The organism is Micromonospora arborensis (assembly GCF_003205615.1).
Lineage (GTDB): Bacteria > Actinomycetota > Actinomycetes > Mycobacteriales > Micromonosporaceae > Micromonospora > Micromonospora arborensis.
The window spans coordinates 26,858-44,267 of sequence record NZ_PYBV01000046.1 but is presented as its reverse complement, the minus strand read 5'-3'; the positions used below and the strand labels follow the sequence as shown (position 1 = coordinate 44,267).

At 69.0% G+C, this 17,410-nt stretch carries 11 protein-coding genes; 2 read left to right on the top strand and 9 right to left on the bottom strand.

From position 1 onward, the window contains the following. Nucleotides 1-68: 68 nt before the first annotated feature. The 5 genes from C7C45_RS28860 to C7C45_RS28840 form a co-directional block, all read right to left on the bottom strand. The gene (locus C7C45_RS28860; RefSeq protein ID WP_110567333.1) at nucleotides 69-272 is read right to left on the bottom strand and encodes a hypothetical protein; all 204 of its coding nucleotides are present in this window, start codon (nucleotides 270-272) and stop codon (nucleotides 69-71) included. 209 nt (nucleotides 273-481) lie between these two features. Next, nucleotides 482-922 carry a VOC family protein gene (locus C7C45_RS28855; RefSeq protein WP_110567331.1) on the bottom strand — a complete coding sequence of 147 codons (441 nt, stop codon included), beginning with the start codon at nucleotides 920-922 and terminating at the stop codon, nucleotides 482-484. A 214-nt stretch (nucleotides 923-1,136) separates the two neighbouring features. Beyond that, nucleotides 1,137-1,886, bottom strand: a complete 750-nt coding sequence (locus C7C45_RS28850) for an MBL fold metallo-hydrolase (protein WP_110567329.1) — start codon at nucleotides 1,884-1,886, stop codon at nucleotides 1,137-1,139. Between the two features lie 102 nt (nucleotides 1,887-1,988). Then, entirely contained in the window at nucleotides 1,989-2,432 is a 444-nt protein-coding gene (locus C7C45_RS28845; RefSeq protein WP_110567327.1) for a hypothetical protein, read from the bottom strand. Nucleotides 2,433-2,580: 148 nt separating this feature from the next. Beyond that, a complete protein-coding gene (locus C7C45_RS28840) occupies nucleotides 2,581-3,768 on the bottom strand; it encodes an MFS transporter (protein WP_110567325.1) in 1,188 nt (395 codons plus the stop codon). Between the two features lie 118 nt (nucleotides 3,769-3,886). Here C7C45_RS28840 and C7C45_RS28835 point away from each other — a divergent pair, with 118 nt between their 5' ends. Then, nucleotides 3,887-4,738, top strand: coding sequence for a helix-turn-helix domain-containing protein (locus C7C45_RS28835; RefSeq protein ID WP_110567323.1), 852 nt, complete (start codon nucleotides 3,887-3,889; stop codon nucleotides 4,736-4,738). A 31-nt stretch (nucleotides 4,739-4,769) separates the two neighbouring features. Here the strand turns inward: C7C45_RS28835 and C7C45_RS28830 are convergent, their stop codons facing one another. Continuing rightward, complete coding sequence (locus tag C7C45_RS28830; protein WP_110567321.1) at nucleotides 4,770-5,423, bottom strand: 4'-phosphopantetheinyl transferase family protein; 654 nt, start codon at nucleotides 5,421-5,423, stop codon at nucleotides 4,770-4,772. Then, nucleotides 5,420-6,253: a metallophosphoesterase family protein gene (locus C7C45_RS28825; RefSeq protein WP_110567320.1), complete on the bottom strand. Its 834-nt coding sequence runs from the start codon at nucleotides 6,251-6,253 to the stop codon at nucleotides 5,420-5,422. The genes C7C45_RS28830 and C7C45_RS28825 overlap by 4 nt, the downstream gene beginning before the upstream one ends. 491 nt (nucleotides 6,254-6,744) lie before the next feature. Between C7C45_RS28825 and C7C45_RS35260 the strand changes: the two genes are divergently transcribed. Beyond that, complete coding sequence (locus tag C7C45_RS35260) at nucleotides 6,745-6,918, top strand: hypothetical protein (protein ID WP_244200620.1); 174 nt, start codon at nucleotides 6,745-6,747, stop codon at nucleotides 6,916-6,918. 158 nt (nucleotides 6,919-7,076) lie between these two features. On the opposite strand, the gene C7C45_RS28815 is transcribed toward C7C45_RS35260, so the two are convergent. After that, the gene (locus C7C45_RS28815) at nucleotides 7,077-10,370 is read right to left on the bottom strand and encodes a Tc toxin subunit A-related protein (protein WP_110567318.1); all 3,294 of its coding nucleotides are present in this window, start codon (nucleotides 10,368-10,370) and stop codon (nucleotides 7,077-7,079) included. 9 nt (nucleotides 10,371-10,379) lie between these two features. After that, nucleotides 10,380-17,405, bottom strand: a complete 7,026-nt coding sequence (locus tag C7C45_RS28810) for a neuraminidase-like domain-containing protein (RefSeq protein WP_110567316.1) — start codon at nucleotides 17,403-17,405, stop codon at nucleotides 10,380-10,382. Nucleotides 17,406-17,410: the final 5 nt, after the last annotated feature.

The window sequence follows — 17,410 nt, the reverse complement described above, 5'->3', positions numbered from 1 at the left end:
GCCCTGAGAGTAGCCAGCACCCCACCCGCGTCCGGTGCCCGGACCCGCGGTGCGCCGCTTCGGCGTTGCTAACGCTCGACGCGACTCACCCTGCGATATACCACGGTGATGAGCAAGAAGAGCGTGCCGACGAGCACGAGGGTGATCGCGGCGTTGACCGCCACGGGCAGGTCCTGAACCAGGTACTGCTTCACGTAGTTGCTGCCGAGGATGACGGGGACATAGATCCACCAGGGCGCCCACTTGCCGTTCTGTTGCTCTTCCCCGCTCACGGAACGACCTCTCTCGACCTTGGTGTCAGGACACCGCCGACCGCGCGTCGACGCTGCATCCACCATGGCCCCGAAATCCGGCCGTGCCATCGACACGGGGAACGAGAAAGGCCTCATCAGTTGGTACCACGCCCAGCACGGTGGTGACCGTCGACGGCGGCACCCTGGTCGCCTGACCCGACCCTCGGCGGACACCCCGCCGGGGGCCGTCACCTGAGCTGTTCGGCCAGCCCGACGAGGATGCCCTCGGGGCCCCGGACGTAGCAGAGCCGATAGATGTCCTCGTACTGCGCAAGCTCCCCGACGAGCTCGGCCCCGTGATTGCGCAGGCGGGTGACGACGTCCTCGATGTCGTCGACGGCGAACATGATGCGGCGAATGCCCAACGTGTTCGCCGGCGCGTCCTTCGGCTCGGCGGTGATCGCCTCGGGCGTGTGGAACATCGCCAACTCGACCTTGCCATGGCCGTCCGGGGTCCGCAGCATCGCGACCTCCTGCCGGACGTCGTCGATCCCGATGACACTCTCGACCCAACGCCCCTCGGCGGGCCCTCTCCCCTCCAGCTCCATACCGAGTTCGACGAAGAACGAGATGACCGCGTCAAGGTCCTCGACAACGATGAGGACGTTGTCCATCCGCTGGATCGCCATGCTGGAATCTCCTCGGGGTGGTGCGGTCACGGTCGCCACATCCTCCCCTGAGACCCAGCCGCACGGCGGTCCTCGACATGCCCCGCGGACATCTTCTTCGGGTGCTGGCCGCGTACCCAGCCGTCAGCCCCACTGCGCGGGGGCACGAGCGTTGAGCTGCTGGTCGGGTCCTCGCGTGGCATCACCGCACCACCGTCCACCCGCAGAAGCCGTCTCAAACTGCGCTTCTGCGCAGGTACGCCTCGGCCAACTGGCGAAGGCGCGTCCTGTCGAAGCTGTGCCCGTGGCCGGGATGGACGACCGACACGTCGAGGCCGGCGAGGAACTCCATGCTGCGCCGGTAGGCCGCCACGTCCGAGTTCGGCAGGTTGTCGATCAAGTAACCCTCGTAGACGATGTCGCCCGAATACAGGATCCCGGTGCGCTCCTCCAGCAGGGCGATGCTTCCCGGCGTGTGGCCGGGAAGGTGCAACACAGTCAGCACCTGCCCACCCAGGTCGACCCGGTCGCCGTCGTCGAGCATCCGATTCAGGGTCATGGGTTCGACGCGGTAGGCAGCCGAGTCGTAGCCGGGGTCGGGCAGGACGTCGATCATGAGCTCCGGGACGGTTTCTCCCGCCGCGTCGAGCCCGAGTTTGTCGTAGAGCTCCGCGCCGTACAGGCTCGCCGGCACCCCCGCCGCCAAGAGCCCCGCCTCGGCGGGGTGGGCGGCCCGGTCAGCGAACTCAGCGGCCCCACCCACATGATCCAGGTGCGCGTGGGTGAGCAGGACCAGCGGATCGCGCTCGAACAGGCCCGGAATCGCCTCCCGCAACGCGACGACACCGAGCCCGGCGTCGATCACGACGTCGCGATCGTTGCCCCGCAACCACCAGAAGTTGGCCGACAGCAGCTCGTTGACGTGCGGTTCCGAGATCCGAGTGACACCGCTACCCACCTCGGCCTGCGAGTACCAGTCGACCATGTCCGCGAGTGTGCCAGCACGTCGATGCGCCCGACCACGACCTCCCCTGATCGGACGCGCTCCTGCCACCATGCCGGCCAGGCCAACGCGGGCCGGAACCGATCAGGCTGTCGGCGCCGGCGGCAAGGCCGCAGCGAGCGCCTCGGCGTTCTTCTTGTCCACCCGGGGAAAGGTCAGGGTGACGCCGTCCCCCGCACCGCCGAAGGCGAGACGCAGCAGGCTCACAATGCCGATCTTCGCCTCGGCGAGCGCGACGTGTTCCCGGGCCACCTCGCCGAGGACACCGACGCCGGGCCCGCCGAAGAAGGTCTGCGGCAGGAAGATCAGTCGCTGGTCGGTGAGCACGAGGAACTGCTTCTTGGTCCGCGCCAGCGCGGCGCCCGTCGCTCCGGCAGCCGCCCCGATCAGCCCTTGCGTGACGACCGTCCCGAGTCGACTGGCCGAGAAGCTCCCGACCATCGCCCGGGTCGCGGTGATCGGCCGTTCCCCCGGCTGCAGGATCGGCGCCACCTGCTCGAACGCGCGGGCCTGGAGCTTCTGGTTCATGGTGTCCTCCGTCTTTGACCGTGATCGCCGCAAATGTTACGGAGCAGGCCACCGCGGGCTATCCGCCGATCACCACCGGCAACGACCCCGCCCTGGACAGTCCCCTCCCGCACAACGTTGAGCCGGTGCAGGACGGGCAGGAGCCGGTTCACGCGTACTGGGCCACTGGATCGTCCTGTGCCGTGGCCTGGCGAGCGTGGTGCCTGCGGTGGGTGAGCAGGAAGACGAGCAGCCCGAGCAGGGTCATCAAGGCGCCAACCACGGCCAGCACCGGGTAGTGGGGGGTGCGGTCCAGGACGAGGCCGCCGACCGCGGAGCCCAGGGCGACTCCTCCGTTGAACGAGGCGGCAGCGAGGGCGGAGACCAGGGCGGACGCGGTGCCGGCGAGGTACAGGACGTAGGACTGCAGCGGGGGCACCATGCCGAAGCCCGCGCCGCCGAGCAGCACCAGCAGAAACAGCACGGCGGGCAGGACCGAACCCAGCGCCCACAGGGCCAGCAGCCCGACGATCAGGATGCCGAGGACGACGATGACCGTTCGGGTCACGGACCGGTCCGCGTAGCGGCCGCCGAGGGCGTTGCCGGCGATCAGGCCCGCGCCGAACAGCAGCAGCAGCCAGGTGAGGGAGTCGGCGGACACGCCAGTGACGGTCGTGAGATAGGGGGCGATGTAGGTATAGGCGACGAACAGGCCACCGTAGCTGAGCGCGATGGCGAGGAACGCGGCCCACAACGCTCCGCTGCGCAGGACGGCGAAGCCGCGGTCCTCGTCCGCGCCGTCGCCGCCCGCGGGTGGGCTGGGCAGGAGCAGCCACATGGCTACGGCGCCGATGGCAGCGAGGGCGGAGACGACCCAGAAGGCTGACTGCCAGCCGACCGCGCGTCCGACGATGTTGCCGATGGGGACGCCGATCACGTTGGAGACGGTGAAACCGGTGAAGACCACGGCGATGGCCATGGCCCGCCGGGTGGGGGCGACCAGGCCGCCGGCGATGGTGATCGCGGCGCCGAGGAAGCCGCCCAGCATCGCTCCGGCGAGAGCGCGGGAGGCGGACACCACGAGCAGGCTGCCGCTGAGAGCGGTGATGGCGTTGGCGATCAGGAATACGAGGGCCAGGCCGGTCACGAGGGGCTTGCGTGGCAGGCGGAGGGTGGCGGCCGCCACGAGCGGGCCGCCGATCATCGCGCCGAGCGCGAAGCTGGTGGTGACCCAGCCCGCTTGGGATACCGACACCCCGAGATCGTCACTGATGAGCGGCAGCAGGCCGTTGGGGACGAGTTCGGCTGTTCCCAGGGCGAAGGCGGTCAGAGCGAGAGCGATGATCGGTAGAGGCATGCTCTCGATCGTGAAAGATGTGCAGGTCAGCTACCAGATCCCGCCTTATGCACGCCCCGAGAAGGGTGGCACTGGCAGGGATATGGTCGGTACCAGGAACGCCGCATATAGTTGATATATGAGTGATCCGGGTGATTTGGCCGTATTCCTCCGGGCCAAGCGTGCTGCCCTGTCGCCGGAGGCGACCCCGCTGAACGGCTTCGGGGTGCGCCGGCGCGTTCCCGGGCTGCGTCGGGAAGAGGTCGCGCAACTGGCCGGGGTCAGCGTCACGTACTACACCCGCCTGGAACAGGGCCACAGCCGCCACGCCTCCGACGAGGTCCTGCTGGCCCTGGCCCGGGCGCTGCAGCTGTCCGTCACCGAGACCGAGCACCTGCTCGACCTGGCGCGCGCCAAACGCCCCGCCGCCATCGACTCCGGCCCAGAGGCGGTAAGCCCGAACGCGCGGACCCTGCTGTCGCTGATCGCCGCACGGCCCGCCGTCATCCTCGGCCGGCGCAACGACGTCCTGGCCTGGAACGACCTCGGGCGCGCCCTGGTCGCCCCGCACCTGCCCGCCAACGCGCCCGACCACCCCGGCACCCGGCCCTCCCTGCCCCGCCTGCTCTTCCTCGATCCGCAAGCCCGCGCCCTGTACCAGGACTGGGACCAGGAGGCCGCCGACTACGTCGCCTACCTGCGGCTGATCAGCGGAAAATATCCGGACGACGAAGTCCTGACCAGCATGATCGGTGAACTGTGCGTCCGTGACGACGCCTTCGCCTCCCTGTGGGCCTCGGGGCGCGTCGGCGAATGCGTCGCCGGAACCAAACGCATGATCCATCCCCGGGCCGGCGGATTCACCGTCGACTTCCAGCTCTGGGCCCAGTCGGACCGGCCCGACCAGCGCATCGAGATCTACGAATTGCGCGACGACCCCGACGGCACGCGCACCCGCGCGCTGCTGGATACACCCGTCGTGTCTGTGTGAGCCGCCAAACCAATGAGGCAGTGGCAGCCGTCTACAGGACGACTGCGGTGACCACCAGACCGCGTGCGACGAGGAACCGCCCGGCCAGCCGGATCAGCGGCGGCCCACTGTCGCGGCGGGCGCCGTCGACGAGCAGGCGGACGGAGAAGGTCCCGGCTGTCGGGTCGATGCTCAGTCGGGCCTCTTCGAAGCCGAGCCAGCGGCCGGTGAGTGGATACCAGACCTTGTAGACGGATTCCTTGGCGCTGAACAGGAGTCGGTCCCAGTGGACACCCGGACTCGCCACCGTCAGAGCAGTGAGCATCTCGGACTCACCCGGCGCTGTCACGCTCTCCTGGACGCCCTCGGGAAGTGGTTCGTGCGGCTCGGCATCGATGCCCATGCCGGTGAGGATTGTCCGCGGCGCGACCGCGGCGGCCCGGAACCCGCGGCAGTGTGTGATGCTGCCAATCACGCCGGTCGGCCACTGCGGGTCTCGGCCCGGACCGGGCCGGATCGGGGCCGGCGGATGCCCCAGCCGGGCCAGGGCTTCGCGGGCGCAGCGCCGGGCCGTGACGAACTCCCTGCGGCGGACCTCGACGGCCTTGGCGATCAGATCCTCCTCGCCTGGGAAGGGTCGCTCACCGGGAATGTCGCCGAACGCCTCGACCGCCACGACGCCTTCCGGCAGCAACCGCTCGATCACGGAAGCACCCGCTTAGGTAGTCGGGGTGGGGTGGCCCGAGCACTCCACTCTCGCGGGTAGCCAAGCGACACCTCTTCGAAGCGCACGCCGTCGTAGTGGGTGGTGCGAGGGATGTGCAGGTGGCCGTAGACGGCGACTTCGGCCCCGAACCGGGTGTGCCAGTCCGCGGTGCGGCTCGTGCCGCACCATTGGGCGAACTCCGGGTACCAGAGGACGTCGGTCGGCTGCCGAACCAAAGGCCAGTGGCTGACCAGTACGGTGCGCACGCCCGGCGCGAGCGCGGCGAGCCGCCGTTCGGATTCGGCGACCCGCGCTGCCGACCAGGACTCCCGGTCGGGGTACGGGTCCGGGTGGAGCAGCACCTCGTCGGTGCACACGACACCGGTCGAGTGCGCGTACCGCAGAGACTCCTCCTTGCTGGTCGTGCCGGGCGCCAACCACGAGTAGTCGTACAGTTGACACAAGGGCACTACGGTGACCGGCCCGCCGAGACCGTCCCAGACGGCGAAGTCGTCCTCCGGTGTCAGCACGCCGTTGTCGCGGCACATTCGCACCAGCGCGGCGTAGCGTTCGGCCCCGCGCAGCTGCACGGGATCGTTGGGATGGGTCCACAGCTCGTGATTGCCAGGCGCCCAGATGACCTTCGCCCAACGGCGACGCAAGAGCCGCAATGTCCGCTCGACATCGCCGAAGATCTCCCCGACGTCGCCGGCCACGATCAGCCAGTCACCGTCTGACGTCGGCACCAGACCATCGACGAACCGGCGGTTCTCCGCGTAGGAAACGTGGAGGTCGGCGACCGCGTACAAGGAGCCATTCGACCCGGACAAGTGAAAACCCTTGCTTCGTGGGTGCCTTCCGCGCCAAGAACTGTATCGAAGAACAGGGATCAAGGCCACCAGGGTGGCCTCGTCCACCGCGCGGCCGGCCGAGGAGCGCCGGCCGCCGCCACTGCCCAGCAGCTGGCGAAGAGCGGCGCGCCACCAACACCGCGTTCGGTGCCTACCAGGCCGCCGAGGACGGCCCGGAAGCCGCTGACGGCCTGATCATGGTTCAGCGGCCTTCCGGACGACCTCCGGTGCAGGTCAGCGCACCTACGCCCGTTACTTGGCGTTGTATTGATTTACCGGTCAGGCATAGGCATCCGAACTGGACGAGACGCGCTCTGACCTGGACTGGGGCTAGTCATGGCTGGTCATTGATTGCCACCACCGGCCTACGTTAGACGGCCTGTAGACGGCATGATCTTGGTGCTGGATGGGCGATCGCCGCCACCCACGCGTCGGTACCCTCGGCCGAGGCAACCGACTGGGACCGGATCGTGGTGCTCTACGAGGCACTCGGCCGGGTCGCGCCCTCGCCGGTGGTCGAGCTCAACCGGGCCGTCGCCGTGGCCATGGCCTCAGGCCCGGCGCAAGCCCTGACCATCATGGACGAGCTGATCGCCGGCTCGCCGGCTCGCATCTGGTCCCGACTGTATGCGGGGAGTTGTTGACCCGGCTCGGTCGGCGCCCGGAGGCACGCGCCGAACTGGAGCTGGCCGCCCGGCTGTGCGCCAACCAGTGCGAACGCTCAGTGCTGCTGCGCAAAGCGGCCGCGCTGAGCTGACTTCTTCAGCAGGGCCGGCCGGAATTCGAGCGCGGCCCCCAGCGCCTACTCCAGCGTGTACCGCATGATCAGCCAGACGTCGGCGTCGGCGGACCGGCTCAGCACCTGGGTGGGTCCGGCGGCGTCGGGTGCGGCCGTGAACGTAAACCCGTCGGGGGTGTTCAGGGCCGCGCTCGCCGCGTCCCACATCGCTTGGTCGCCGACAAGGTGGTGCTTCGGGTCTCTGCCGGCCGTCAGGCCGTAGAGCTCGAACCCGGCGATCGTGACCGTCCTGCGCTGGGCCAGGTAGGGAAGGTAGTCCGCGCGTAGTGTCGCGCTGAAGTCGGCGTTGCCGTCGACGAAGGCTGACCATTCGCTGGGGAAGTCGTGCCGGAGGCTGAGGAGCAGACTCAGGCCGGTCTCGTCCGCGTCGGCTACCAGCTCTTTCAGATTCTCCACCGCTGCGGTGCGCAGCGGTACGCCGCCTTCGCGTGCGGTGTATCGGAAGTGCAGGATCGCGTCGCTGATCGTTGCGTAGTCAACCTGGCGGAACTCGTCGGGCAGCGAAAGGGTCCACTCGCTCTCCACGCCAGCGCCTTCGAAGGGCAGCACCCGCTCGTCGCGCAGGCTGGTCTCGAACAGGCCGCTGTCGTTTTGGCCACTGCTGGTGACGATCGACTGGGTGGCGCTGAAGTAGTCGACGAAGCGGCCGTCCTCGCCGCCCTGGCGCCGGTAGCCATCGCCGGCCAGCGGTGCGGTGCGCACTGAGCTGCGGGTAAGTGTCAGGGTGCAGCTGAGGCTGGTGTACGGACCGGTCACGCACGGGATGGTGAGGCCGACGCTGCGGATTCGGCGCAGGTAGTGGCCCGGCGTGTCCAGATCGAACACCCACTCGGGAACTGTCACCCGGCAGGAACCAGTCGTTTTCAGCGCCAGCAGGGCGACCGGGGCGAGCCGGCGTAAGGAGACGTGCCGCGTCAGCTCGTACTCCCGCTTGTTGTTCTCGTGGTAGGCCAACTGCATGCGCTTGACGTCGAGTTGCAGTGCCTCGCCGGAGAGCAGCCCGCGACGTCCTCCGTCCCAGTAGTTGAACTTCACGAAGTCCTGGGCGTCCACCTCGGGGCGCATCAGTTCCCGCTTCATCGCCTGCTCTGCCTTGCGGGCGGTGTCGATGGCGAACCGGTAGTACTCGTAGTAGAGCCGGGACACCTCGCCCTGCGTCCAGGCGTACAACTCCTCGTTGGAGAACTTCGACCGCAGAAACCGGTCGGCCTCCTGGGTGTCGGCGACCTGCTGCTTGGTGATCAGGTAGTCGTGGCGGGTCACCTGTTCGGCGAGGATCGAGGTGAGGATCTGCCGGCCGATCGACGCGAGGTCGTGCGCGGCGAGGTTGTACTGCAGGAGCCATTCGTCGGCCCGGCGCTCGTAGGACGCGGTGCGCGCCGCCATCCCGGCCTGGTCGCGTTCCCAGGCGGCGACGATTCCGGAGATGTCACCGGCGATCTTCGCGGCGGCGACGAGTGCCGTCCCGACGTTCAGCTTGATCTTGCCGCCGATGCCCCAGAAGTGGGCGTCCGCGTCCGCGTCCGGCACCGGGGCGAAGGCGGACGCCATCGCGTTGGCCACCGAGGCGTGCAGGCTGGTGTCCCGCGCGGTCGGCAGGTGGGTGTTGAGCTCGACGTCCTCGTTCGCCGAGAGGTAGAGCTTGCCCGAGCCTCTGGCGCCGGACAGGATCGTCGGCGACGATTCCTCAGCGAGTCGGAGCTTCGGGAGGTCCTGCGCCGCGACCGATTTGTCGTACTGGGCGACCAGCTTGCCGTACGCCTCGGCGAAGGTCTCCTCGGTCAGCGCGAGCCCTTCGAAGCTCACCGCGAGCTCGTCCGCCGTATTCGGGTCGGCGGGCAGGCCGAGCAGACGCTGGTAGTAGTGCAGCCGTTCGAGTGCGGGCCTGCGGTTGGTCAGCAGTGAGCGGGTGGCCTCCTGGGCCGATGCCCACTGCAGGAAGCGGACCTCCTGCTGCATCTGTTGGATCCGGGTCTCGTGCCCCTGCCGGAGCACGGCGAGCCGTTCCCCGTCGCCCTTCTCGATCGCCACCACGAGTGCGCTGCCGAGCCCGCGTACCTCGCCGCTGAGTTCGAGTGCCATCTGGATCAGGAAGGGGGCCCGCACCGGGCTGATCGGCTGATTGGTGCCACTGATGATCGCGCCGATGTCGATTCCGGCAGCGGCGGCCTTGACCAGCATGCCGGGGTCGAGCGGTGGATCGAACAGGGCGAGCTGGCGAGCAATGCCCTCGATGTTCATCCCGTTTCGGATCTTGAAGAGTCGGTCGGCGACCGTGTCCCAGTAGCCGAGCAGCTTCTCGTTGCGCGGAATGCAGAAGTAGAGGGTGCGTCCGATGCCGAAGAGCGGGCCGGCGGCGTCCGGGTCGTCCTCGCCCATCTTCGGCATCCCCGCGCTGAGCGGAAACTTGCCCTCCATCTCGACGAGGGTGTTGCCCATCGCGTCGAGCCCTTGCTTGCGCAGCTCGGCGTAGGTCTTCGGGCGGACGGTGCCGGTTCGCGGAATGCGTTGCGGCCGCTGGCCGAGCAGGGTCGCCGCGAGGACGTAGAGCTGGGTCGCCTCGTTCAGACTTTCCGACGTGTCCTGCCGGAACAGGCTGTCGCCCCAGGCGATGAGGTTGTCCAGGTACTTCATCACCACGCAGTACTGGTACGCCAGTTGGCGGGTGCGCGCGACCGCGTGCGGCTGGAACGGGCGGTTCTTGATCGCCTCGTACCCCTGCAGGATTTTCTGCTTCATGTCCAGTTCCGCCGGGGTGCACTCGGCCAGCGGCTTGCTCAGGATCATCAGCTGCTCGTCGACCTGCTTGACCACCCCCGCCTTCCGAAAGGCGAGGAACTTCCAAAACCTCTGCGGTACGGGCAACGACGTGTCGTTCGAGGTGGGATCGAAGATGTAGTGGAACCACTTACGGGCCTCGGCGAAGCGCTGGTTCTTGCTCAGGTGCACGGCGATCGTCAGCGGTACGTGAAACAGCAGTTCCCAGTTATAGCCCGAGTACGGGCCACCCGCGCCCAGGTCGATCTCCTTGGGCTCGTGTGAGATCTTGACCAGATCGTTGGCGAGCGCGGTGTAGAGGGAGTCGAAGAACGTGGGGTCGCTCAGGCCCTGGTGGAAATCCGGGTCGAGCATGCCGGCCAGCGACCTGCGGTTGAGCTGTTCGATCAGCTCTCCGACGAACGGGTGGAAGAAGTTCTCGAACGAGTAGCTGAACGCGGTGTCCTGCTTGTCGATCCACTCGCCGCCGAGGTTGTACAGCACCGTGTCGGCAAGGGCCTCGTGGAAATAGTTGGTCATCGCCGTCCCCTAGCCCATCTGCTTGATGATCGCGCCGGCCGGCCCGATCTCGGCGGCGTTGAACCGGACCGTGCCGATCGTGCCGAGGCCCTTGGTGATGTACGCGTCCTCGGTCACGAATGTGGCGATCGGATCGGGATCGCTGAGCCCGTTGTTGCGTCCGCTGATGATCGGGCCGATCCGGTCCGGGAGGATGTACTTCGGTGGGAGCACCAGGTCCGGGAGGGTGTAGGCGGTCACAGGCGGGCCCGGCGTCAGCTCGCCGTAGCTCTGCCACTGCTTGACCGTGACCGGCGCCTGCGTGGTCTCGACCCAGAAGACGTGCCGGCTGTCGCTGTAGAAGAAGGGTGCGTTCCACGGGTCGGTCAGGTCGTGCTTCGGCTCGACGATCGAGGCGCCGAGCGGGTTACGCAGCACGTCACGGCGCAGCACCGTCGGATCCGGGAAACCCGTGTCGACGGTGGGCCGGAGCGCGTACGCGGCGTTGAGCGTTCCCTTCGTGACACCGAGGAAGCGCTGCGGGCCGTGCAGTGGGCCCAGCGACACCGGCACGTCCTCGGCGCGTACCGGCAGGCTGTGAGTGTTGTAGAGGAGAAAGAAGGAGCTGCCCTCGCCGCCGATGTCGATGCGCAACACGCCGTCGGCGACCGAGGAGGAGAGCCGCAGGCCGGACCGGTTGAAGGTGCCCGGGGCGAATCCGCCCAGGTAGGTCGGCTGGTGCGGATCCGAGGTGGAGACGGGCTGCCAGACACCGTTGTAGTACTCGCTCCAGCAGAGCATCGCCCGAACGCCGATCTGCGGCAGCTCGCTATTGACGTTACTGGTCTTCAGCTTGAACAGGTCGGTGTCGGGCGGCGCCGCGAACGGCTGGCCCCCGCCGAGGTCCGGCTCTTGAATGATCTTGATCCAGAACAGGAAGAGCCGACTCTTCCAGAGCACCGGAAGCACCGGGTTGTCCTCGACGTCGAGCTTGATCTGCTCCCACGGCGTCCAGTAGCCGTACTCGCGTCGACGCCAGTAGTAGGCCCGGTTGGCGCCGGCGGTGCGCCCCACCACGTACGCGATGTCGTCGGCCGTGCCCGGGTCGTTCTCGGCGTAGTAGACGCCGGCCGGCTCCAGCTTCGCGACCGTGTCCAGCTTGGCGAGGTACGCGCCCATGGCGGTGGCGGCCCGATCCTCGGTGATGTCGCTCTGCAGCAGTTCGCTCATCAGCTCCTTGAAGAACGGCGACTGGTCGTCGCGCAGCTCCGGTTCGAGCCAGTTCTCCGGCCAGAGGTAGACCTTGCGGTTGGCCTCCCACACCCGGTACCGCTTCATCCACTCCCACTGCGCGCCGTTGATCGCCGACGAGGCAACCCGCGGCTCGAGGTTCATCAGGCACCGCTCGACGAACAGTTGGCAGGCGGCGAGCGCGTGGCGGATCCGCGACGTCTGCATGACCGGCTCCATCTGCACGTCCATCAGGAAGTACTCGAAGAGCTTGTCGGGTGTGTCGAGGTGCGCTGACGCGGGGTTCGACCGCAACTGGTGCAGCACGTACGCGACAAGGGCATCGCGCTGCCGGCCCCGCAGCTCGTCGTTGATCGGCTTGACGACGGCGAGCCAGTCGGCGACGGCGTACCGGGCCCGCAGCGCGGCCTGCAGGTCCCGGACCGTGGCGGCCGACGGGTCGTTGGTCGTCGCGGCGATCAGCGGGCCGGCCGTCACGCCGAGCGCGGTCAGCTGCGCGAAGGCGTCGTGCACCCGCCGGAAGGCGGTGCTGTCGCGCAGGCCCGCGATGGTCATGCCGAAGCGGCTGAGCAGCGCGTCGAGCGAGCCGGGCTCCCAGCGGGTCAGGGCGGTGAGTGTGCCGGCCCGCGGCTCGCGCAGCACTGCCAGGAGTTGCTCGTCGTCCGAGCCGAACGCGGCCTTCAGCTCGGCGTATCCGAGCAGCGTGTCGAACCCGCCGAAGAGGGCCGGGTCGGTGGATGGTCCGGCGACCGGCAACGCGCCGAGCCAGCCGCGGCCGAGGTACGCGATCTCGGTGGCGCTCAGGTGCAGTGCGGTGGACAGCGAGGCGATCTTGAAGAGGCGGAGGTACGCCCCGGCGAGCCGTTCCCGCAGGGTGGCCGAATAGAGGTGGCGAGCCGGGACGACCTCCCAGCCTCGCCCGGTCGTGTGCCACTGCACCCTCAGCGTGTGGCGTACCTTCTCCACGGTCAGCACCACGGCGTAGGGCTTGCCCGCGGTCAGCGCCACCGGCGCTGGGGTGGCCCACACGCTGCCGTCGGGCACCAGCTCGACATCCATGGCACCGATCGTGAGCCGGACGGTCGCGCCGGCGTCGGCCTCGACGCGGAACCCGAACAGCTCACCCGCGGGTGCCTCGACGTAGCCGCTCCAGACGCCGGAGATCGGAGCGCCGGCATGCTCGGGTAACTGGTTGGCGCTGCCCGAGCGGTAGTTCAGAACGGCCTCAGCGTCGGCCGTACGATCCGGCTCCCCACCCACGACGTCGGCGAAGAAGTAGCGCACGGCCAGGCCCGGACGTTCGACGGCGACCAGATCCGCGACGGCGGGCAGCACCCCGGAGGTGTCCAGGATGGTGGTGGCGAACGCCGCGTCGGTCTGCGCCGCCGCGCCGATCATCTGCAACGCCTGCTGCTGCTTGCGGCGCCGGGCGAGATCCGGCAGGAACGCGGCGAGCAGTGCGGCCCGCCGGATCGGCGGCGGATCGGCGGAGGCGACGTAGGCGTCGAACAGCGGCCGCAGCTCCGGGTAGCGCGCGAAGAACGTCGCGACAGCCGGCTCACCCGCTCCCGGCGACCCCGCCAACAAGCCGAAGAAGAAATCGGTCGCGGCGTTGTCGTACACCAGCGCCATCCTGGCGCGGGCGAGCTGCCCGTCCGGATCGTCGGCCACCGTGAAATCCGCGTCGACTGCCGCGAAGCCGGCGCGTAGATCCCGCATGAACTGGTCGATCTGCCCGGCCCCCGGCGCCGAAACACCGCTCAGTTTTTCGTCCCAGACCAGGGCGAGCGCCTGGGCTGGCTTCAGCCCCACCGATCGCAGCCGGTCCACCAGGTCGAGCAGGGCGATCATCGTGGGCGCGACCGGGTCGACGGCCGCGAACGGGTCGATCGCGGTGTGTTCGGTCAGCCGCAGCAGTTCCACCACGCTGAGCTTGAGTGTGCGGGCCAGCCAGCCACGGCGGTACACGGCGCTGACGTTCTCGACGGTCAACGGGGTGCCCGCGTCGAAGGCCAGGGCGCTGGCGATCTCCGTCAACTCGTCGCCGCTGAGGCTGAGCGCCGCGCGGAGCGCTTCGGTGTGGTCCAGCAGCTTTTCCGAGCCGTCCAGGACATTGCCGTAACCGTCCTCGGCGAACACCGGATCCCCGGCCGGTGCCGTCGGGCTGAGGAACAACGTGCGGTAGAGCGAGGCCGCGCCGTACGTGTCCATCGGGGCGACGCAGGCCAGCAGCGGCAGCAGACCCTTCGGCACGCTGAGCCCCAGCCGCTCGATCACCCGCACCAGCACGCCGAGGCGCGGCACGAGCACCTGGAACCCCGCGTCCAGCTTCGCGAGGTCGTCGCCCGGTGCCGGGTCGGCGGGCCAGAGCGCGCTTATCGCCTTGTCGGTCTGTTCGATCGTCCAGCCAAGGGTCTTCCAGAGCCGGATGAAGCGCAGCAGGCGGACGAACTCGATGGGGTGGACCCGCTGGGCCAGCAGGTCCGGGTCGGCGTAGCGGAACTCCAGGGTGTCGAAGCCACCCGCACCGTCCGCGCCCGTCGGGTCGGCGAGCACGAGTAGACCCATGATGCGGTCGTAGTTCGCCTGGTCGCGTACCCAGGCCTTGATGTCGCCGCCGTACCGGGCCGGATCCACCTGCGGCGCGACGGCGTCATCGAACGCCTGATCGGTGATCGTGCCGTCCTTGAGGGCCTTCAGCGTGCTCACCGGGACACCCAGGCGCTCCAGCCGGGGAATCAGGCCGCCGGCCGGATTGACGAACCGGGTGCGTAGCAGCTCGACCAGGTCGTCGTAGCCGATGCCGAGTCGGCGGCTGAAGTCCTTCGCGCCGGACAACGCGGCCACGACATCACCGTCGGAGGTGGTCGCGGGAAGGCCGGACAACTCCTGCAGGGTCTTGGTCCGGTCCGTCAGCAGCGCGTACTCGGCCCGGGAGAGGCCCAACTGTTCGATGCGGACGTCGACCCAGCCGTAGCTCGCGCCGTCGGCGATCAACGCCTCCATGACCACGGGCAACGAGGTCCCGAACGCGGCGAACAGGCGGCGCAGCCGCTCCAGCGGCAAATGGAAAGGCAGCCCCGGAGCGGGCGGCAGCAGCGGTGCCGGGGTGCCCTTGCCGGCCAGGATGTCGTAGGCGGCGTCCTGCACGAACTGCGGATTCGCCAGCAGCTCCGCCGGGGTGGCGCTGTCGTCGGTGTCGTGCCCCTGAAAGCCGTCGAGGGTGAGCTTGTTCGCCACGAAATACTCGAGCGTCTCGTTGACCAGGTCGATGTAGGGCACGGGGGTGCTGGTGTTCTCGCAGGTGAGCGGGAGATGCTGCAGGTCCGGCCGCCGGGAGAGCAACACCTCGATGGGCGTCGGCGGGGTGCCGCCCGGCTGGCCCGCGTCGTTCCAGGCCGCCATCGTCGGGTACGGGTATGGCGCGCCGCCGTGGTCAGTGCCCCAGCGTGCGCGGAACTGCTCCCAGCGGACCTCGTCGCGGTCGACGAACTGCAACAGATCCACCAGGTACGCGGCGGGGCTGAGGATCGACCGGCACTGCTCACAGTCGCAGTAGTCCATGTCGCCGAGCAGCTTCTCGAGCGTGGGATAGGCGATCACATCGCCGACGTTGTCCGGGACGACCGGCGCCGGGTTCACGATCTGCGCCGGGCTGTGCACCCCGATTCCGGGGGCGTTACTGGCCAACACGTACGACGTGGTGATGTTGAGGACCGCCGAGTGGACCTGCTGGGCACGGGCGTGGATGAGGGCGGCCTCGGTCGTGCCGCCCACCTCGGTGGCGAAGCCGGCGACGAACTCCGCGCGGTCGTAACGCGCCACCGCGTACGCCGAGTCGAGTCCCTTGGCCAGCAGGGCGTTCATCGCGTCGTCACCCGGGGTGATCTGACGGACCCGCTGGATCCGGGCGATCTCCGCCTGGACGGCCGCGTCGATCGGGACCTGTGTGCGCGTGAGGAACTGTTCGACCGGTTGCAGGCCGATGTCGAACTCGTTGTGGTGCGCGCGGAGGAAGTCGCGCACGCCGTTCGCGGTCCCCGGTGCGACGGCGGTCTCCCCGTCGGCCACCATGGCGGCGACTGTCGCGGTCGGATAGCTGAGGCGCAGTTGCGCGGCGAGCAGGTCGGCGTAGTTGGCCTGCTTGGCCTCGTCGCCCGCACCGGGAATCTCCGGCGGCACCTCGTCGATCAAGGGGAGCCACTGCGCGGCGCGATGGAAGCCACGCTCGATGAGGTCCGCGGGGTCGGTCAGGGGTGCGGCGTGACCGGCGTGCAGGCGCTCGATCAGCGGCGCGTTGTTCAGTGTCAGGTAGGCGAGCTGACCGTCGAGCTTGAGCCGGTCCGCCGCGGGTCGGCCGAACTCGTGCGTGACAGCGGACCAGAAACCCGCCGGGTCGCCCTGGTGGTCGATCCGCAGGCGCGCGAACCGCTCCGGTTGCGCCTCGGTGGCGTCCGGCAACGAGACGGCCAGCAGTGCGGCGAGTGAGGAGCGCCCCGCCACGGCCGGACCGCTCAGGGTCTGCCGGGCGGACAGCGTCCGGAACTCCTCGATCGCGGCGGGCACGTCGGCGGCCAGGCCGGATGGCACGATGCCCTGGTCGATGCCCTGCTGCCAGATCGTCGCGACACGACCGGCGTCGATCCGGTAGATCGCCTCGTCGGTGGCAGGCGTTCCGGCGCGGAAGAGGGTGTAGAACAGGGCGGGCGGGATCGCCGGGCTGCCGTCGGCCACTGCGGTGCGGGCACTGAACTCGTCGGCGAGCGACGCCATCGCGACCGCACGAGCATCCCAACCGGTCTTGTTCGCCAGATAGCTGACGTCCCGCCGGTCGTCGTCCTCGCGGAGGTCGCGCAGGCTGCCGACGACGTGCCTGGCGAGGTCTCCGGTGAGCGCCGTGTGCTCGGTCGCCAGCGACATCTGGGCGTTTTCGGGTACCGCGATGTCGAGCACCTCGTCGTGGCCCGCGTCGTAGCGGACCTCGGACGCGCCGATCCGGGTGTCGCCACTGACGACGTACGCCTGGAAGTCGGGCCGGTCCTTGCCGCCGTCGTAGGTGAAGGCGGCGCGATAGGCGCCGTCCGCACCGGTCGAGACCTCCGCGACCTGGTTGTCACCGCCGACGTTGCGGTCGACCACCTGGATCAGCAGCCCACTGACGCCAGCCCGCCCGCCGGTGGACACCCGGCCGGTCACCCGGTAGGCCGTACCGTCGCTGCGCACCACCAGGTCGACCACCTCGACCGGCCTGGTGGCGTCGATGGTCGCCTCGGCACGGTGCTGGCCGTCGGGGTCGAACGCGGCCACCCGCAGCGGCAGGCGCATGTCCGCGCCGGTCACCGGGTGGGTGACGGCGTAGCGGCCCTCGGGATCGGTGGCATCCTCGCCCAGGCGCACAGGGCCGTTGCCGTTGTGGGCGTAGAGGATCACCCGGCCGGCGAACGGTGTCTGGTCGAAGTGGAGGACCTGACCCGCCACCATCCGCTCGGTGCGGGCCGTCGCCTGAGCGCCGCCGAGCAGTCCGAGCTCGCGCAGCGTCTCGTTCAGCGCGGCCGCACTCCGCTCATCGACGACGCCGTTCACCTCGATCCCCTGCGACTCCTGGTACATCGCCACGGTCTTCTCGCTGACACCCTGGTAGACCTGCTCCGACGACTCCCGCATCAGGTCGCGGATCAGCTCGGCGCGAAGGTCGGGGTCCGCCGGGATCACCTGGTGAACGAGGAGCAGGACCAGACCGGCCTGCAGGTTGGCGACCTCGGCACCCTGGTCGCGAGGGCGCAGCGGCGCGGTTATCTCATGCATGACTC